The following is a 4,731-nucleotide window of genomic DNA, read 5'->3' as shown; positions in this document are numbered from 1 at the left end:
CGCCCCAACCAAAGTCCAAAGTCGTTCGCCAGGCAAGAAGAAACAACGCGAGTTCAATCAGGCCGACGTTGAGCATGCAATCGTGGACCTTGCCCAGCAAAGACAGGCACAACCGCAACCCCGCAAACCTGGCCGGAGGTCTGCAAGGGACAGGGGAACGGACGTAAGCGCCCTGCCCATTCAAACGCCATCCTTCGACACTGCGTGATCTTTAACCCATGAAAAGCAAACGCTGAACCCTTTAAACCCGGACATCTCTATCTAGCCGGGAAGCGGACATCTGAATCTGGCCTCGACACTGCATGTAGTTGATTCATAAGTGAATTCTGCCGTGTCGGTTACAGCAGCGCATTGGATCCACGGCGTGCACGCTAGTCGTGCAGTCGGCGGACGTTACCGCCGCTGCCGCGCTCAAGGAGGCGCTGCCGTCGATGAACGCCAACCCGTCCGCGAGTTAAGGTGGTGTTTGAAGTGGCGATAACGCGTTCAATTACGTGCATTTGCGCGGTGATAGTGGTTCGTTGCATACACTTTTGCCTGGTTGCACAACTTCAGGTGACTTCGCGGTCGGCTTGAAACATGAAGCGTCCACGGAAATCGCCTCTCGCATCTCATCTCTGCTGTCGACAGCTTCAAGGTCCATTCTGCCGGACAACGTACACATAAATGTGTGTAACACGGAAATACGTGCTATGATGCCAGTAGCTGCTTATGGAGTGAAAACCATGCCCGAAACCGTCAATTTCACCGGAGCGGTCGATCGTGATCTGCTCAAACGCGCCAAAATCCTGGCGGCCAAGTCCGACACCTCCGTCAATGCGCTATTCAACGCTGAGTTGCGGTATCTGGTCGAGACTTTCGAAGCGGCGGAAGTCAGCGGTAACGAAAATTTCCGCACCCTGCTCGACTTCTCGCTGGGCCGTGTTGACGACGGCCAGGCAATGGAAGCGCTCGGGATCGACAGTGACGAGGACCTGTTCTTACTCATGGCACAAGCGCATCTACCGATGCCACGACTGCCGGAAGCGAGGACCCGCAGTATGGTTGATGACCTCAATGCCTTGCGCAAATAGCAATGGCGAACGGGGACGTTACGCTGTTGCCCGATGCTGGGCCGTTGATTACCCTCGCCTATGCAAACGCGCTGGACTTGCTGCTTATCTCGGGATGGTCCGTCGCACTGGTTGACATGGTGCTGCACGAAGTCACGCGTAACAGTACGCCGACGAGTGAACAGATCGCCGATTGGGTCCGCCAACACGGAGTTCCCGTACTCGGCACCAAGGTGTACAAGCATCACACGCAGACAAGCACCGTAGCGGCGCCCGCGCGGAAATCAAATCTTGGTGAGCTGGCTGTTCAGGAAGCAATGAACGAGTTCGCCCTTACTCCAGAACGCACCGGCGTGTTTCTGTTCGAGGATCACCGCATCGCTCGCTCAAGCTTCCTGCTGCCCTCTAACTGCCGGAAGGTATCAACGCGCGCCTTTCTGATCTTCCTCGAACAGCAAAAACTTATCGAATCGGCGAGCGCTATCGAGCGCCGCGCAATTCACGCTGGGCGACATTTTTCGAAACTGCGCTTTCCGCCAGAGTAGCGACCCTGAATGACCATGCCTCAGTCGCACTCGATTGCCCGTGCGTCATTCCACGATCCCGACCATACGCCTGCTGGCAGACTGACCTGCTGTCGTGCTCGCGACGATCGTCGGCCAACCTGTCGAGGAGAATGTATTGGCAAATCCAGTTCGCGACGATTCAGCATCCCGCGTGATCGCGGTTACGTCAAAGACCGGCCGCCGCGTGCCAAAGGGAAAAACCCGAGCCGCCGCAATACCGCTGGACGTCGCGTCGATGGCGCACCAGGACGAAGAGCGTCAACGCCAGATGCGAGCGCTGATCGCGCTTGGTCGTGAGCGCGGCTACCTTACCCACGCGGACATCGACGATCACCTGCCCGACAACTTTACGCAAACTGCGGCAATGGAGACCATCGTCAGCACGTTTAGCGACATGGGGGTGGCAGTGCACGAGCAGGCGCCGGACGCGGAGACGCTCCTGCTGAACGAGGGCACCCCGGCCGTGGCATCGGACGATCAGGTGGATGAGGAAGCGCAAGCTGCACTGGCGACCGTCGATTCGGAGTTCGGCCGCACCACTGATCCGGTCCGCATGTACATGCGTGAGATGGGCGCCCGCGAACTGCTGACCCGCGCCGGCGAAATCGAGATCGCAAAACGCATCGAGGACGGCCTGCAGGACATGATTCAGGCGATCGCCGCGTGTCCGTCGGTCGTGTCCACGATTCTTGCCGATGTGGACCGCATCGTCGCCGGCGAACTGCGTATCGACGAACTGGTCGATGGCGTCCGCGACGACGTGGACGAAAGCGAAATGACGCTGGAGTCTGAAGAAGATGATGTGGAAGCACACCCCGCCGACGATGACCCGGACGGAGACGATGTTGAAACGGACGCCGAGGATCCAGAGAAAGCGAACGCAGCCCGCCTCGAACAACTCACGAATGACAGTCTTGGGGTTTTCGCGCGTGTGAGGGCACTGTTCGAGCAGTTGGCGGATGTGCCCGTTACCTGCAACGCCCGTTCCGCAGCCGTTGCGCGCGTGCGCTCGGAGATCCAGCGCGAACTGGCGCCGATCCGCTTTACGGCCAGAACCATCGACCGCCTGTGCACCAGTGTGCACGATCAGGTTACTGAGGTTCGTGCGATCGAGCGCAGCATCCTGGAGATCGCCGTCGACCGTTGTGGCATGCCACACGAGGCGTTTGTCGAGTCGTTCCCGGGCCACGAGACCGACCTTGAATGGACCAACCGCATGGCGGCGACATCGCGGCAGTTTGGCGCTGCCCTCGAGCGACATCTGCCGGCCATTCAGGCCGGGCAGCAGAAACTCACTGACATCGAGGCCAGGGTCTCGCTGCCGCTCCAGCAACTCAAGCAGATCAACCGCCAGATGAGTGCCGCGGAGTCGAAAATGCGGCAGGCCAAGCGGGAGATGATCGAAGCGAATCTTCGTCTTGTCATTTCAATTGCCAAGAAATACATGAACCGCGGCATGCCGTTCCTGGATCTGATCCAGGAAGGCAATATCGGCCTGATGAAGGCGGTGGACAAATTCGAATACCAGCGCGGCTGGAAGTTTTCGACGTACGCCACCTGGTGGGTCCGGCAGGCTGTCACGCGCGCGCTTGCCGATCAGGCGCGGACCATTCGTGTGCCGGTGCACATGATCGACACGATCAACAAGCTGAACCGGATTTCGCGCGAATTCCTTCAACAGACAGGACAGGAAGCGCATCCCGCCGTCCTCGCCGAGCGCATGGAGATGTCCGAGGAAAAAGTGCGCAGTATCCTCAGGATCGCGAGGCAACCTGTGTCGCTCGAGACCCCGGTGGGTGACGATGCTGACGCGACGCTCGGCGACATGATTGAGGATGTCTCTGCGAGTTCACCGGATGAGGCCGCGATCCACGCGAACCTGCGCGCCGCGATCGATGAGGCACTCGACGGGTTGTCGCCGCGCGAGGCCAAGGTCCTGCGGATGCGATACGGGCTTGATATGACCTCTGAGCACACGCTTGAAGAGGTCGGCAGGCAGTTCGACGTGACCCGCGAGCGGATCCGTCAGATTGAGAGCAAGGCGATGCGCAAGCTGATGCATCCCGGTCGGGCAGACAAGTTGAGGCACTTTCTCGAGCGCTGAGCAAAGCCCGGAGCGACACCCCTTTCGACGCCCTGCTCCAGATCCGCAGCGATCTGATCGCTGCCCTGACAGGGCGTGCTCGCGCCGCGGAAAAACTACAACGGTTTGATGCTGGCGGCCTGTTTCCCCTTGGGGCCCTGCTTGGGGTAATTGTACGGTACTGTCGCAATAAGGAAGCTGACCGGCGAGAGCACTGAAATATAGAGGACTACTTATGCAAAGAGCGAGTAGAATTGCTGGACGGGAGAGAGTGCCCTACCGCCATCGTTCATCTGGGCTTTGCGAATCATATACATGGTCTCGATTCCACCCAGAATGATGCGCGCGCAACGAAAATTCTTGAATCCCATCATTGGGCGGGTTCGACGCTTGATGGCCCGGTGATCCTGTTCGACAATGTTATTCAGATACTTTTTCTGACGGACCCTGATCGGCACCTCCCGCCTGGCGTTGATCGCTTGCAAGGCAGCCAGATTCGATCCGCTCTTATCGATCGTCACGGTCTCGGGTTCGCCATTCTGGTCGATTGCCTTTTCGAAATAGGCCCGGGCCGCAGCCTTGTCCCGTCGGGCTCGCAGCAGAAAATCAACGGTGTTGCCTGCCTTGTCGACAGCCCGGTAGAGATACCGCCACTCACCTCTGATTCGAATGTAGGTCTCGTCTATCCTCCGGCTCTTGCCGACCGTCCGTTTGCACCGTCGAAACGCCTTTTCCAGGACCGGCAACAGTTTGAGTGCCCAACGATGAACCGTCGAATGATCGACCGCAATCCCGCGCTCSGCCATCATCTGTTCGAGATGACGCAGGCTCAGCGGATAGGCCACGTACCACCGAACGCACAGCAACATCACGTCCAGCGGGTAATGCAACCGTTTGAGTACTTTTGCTACACCCGGACTCAGCTTCTCGGTCATCGATCAAGTCACGCATTAAGGCCCCTCAGCATAGCAGACCGCCTTATTGCGACACCCATTAGTCGGCCGAAGTCAAGGTGCAAATATCTATCCAT

Annotated in this window: 4 protein-coding genes; 3 read left to right on the top strand and 1 reads right to left on the bottom strand. The window is 58.5% G+C overall.

Annotated features, from left to right (window positions below; genetic code table 11):
- Window positions 1-725 precede the first annotated feature (725 nt).
- From GCT13_RS47045 to rpoD, 3 genes are all read left to right on the top strand, one after another.
- Window positions 726-1,073, top strand: a complete 348-nt coding sequence (locus GCT13_RS47045) for a hypothetical protein (RefSeq protein WP_131244486.1) — start codon at window positions 726-728, stop codon at window positions 1,071-1,073.
- A 2-nt stretch (window positions 1,074-1,075) separates the two neighbouring features.
- Window positions 1,076-1,597 carry a hypothetical protein gene (locus GCT13_RS47040; protein ID WP_087740493.1) on the top strand — a complete coding sequence of 174 codons (522 nt, stop codon included), beginning with the start codon at window positions 1,076-1,078 and terminating at the stop codon, window positions 1,595-1,597.
- Window positions 1,598-1,733: 136 nt separating this feature from the next.
- Window positions 1,734-3,722: an RNA polymerase sigma factor RpoD gene (gene rpoD / locus GCT13_RS47035; protein WP_173819735.1), complete on the top strand. Its 1,989-nt coding sequence runs from the start codon at window positions 1,734-1,736 to the stop codon at window positions 3,720-3,722.
- A gap of 212 nt (window positions 3,723-3,934) precedes the next feature.
- On the opposite strand, the gene GCT13_RS47030 is transcribed toward rpoD, so the two are convergent.
- The gene (locus GCT13_RS47030; RefSeq protein WP_152768370.1) at window positions 3,935-4,636 is read right to left on the bottom strand and encodes an IS6 family transposase; all 702 of its coding nucleotides are present in this window, start codon (window positions 4,634-4,636) and stop codon (window positions 3,935-3,937) included.
- Window positions 4,637-4,731 lie beyond the last annotated feature (95 nt).

The organism is Paraburkholderia franconis, assembly GCF_009362735.1.
Classification (GTDB): domain Bacteria; phylum Pseudomonadota; class Gammaproteobacteria; order Burkholderiales; family Burkholderiaceae; genus Paraburkholderia; species Paraburkholderia franconis.
This window is presented reverse-complemented; position numbering and strand designations above follow the sequence as displayed.

What these genes read in the sequence shown, in the direction of transcription:
- GCT13_RS47045 (WP_131244486.1), top strand. Translation starts at nt 726, where the DNA reads ATGCCCGAAACCGTCAATTTCACCGGAGCGGTCGATCGTGATCTGCTC.
- GCT13_RS47040 (WP_087740493.1), top strand. Translation starts at nt 1,076, where the DNA reads ATGGCGAACGGGGACGTTACGCTGTTGCCCGATGCTGGGCCGTTGATT.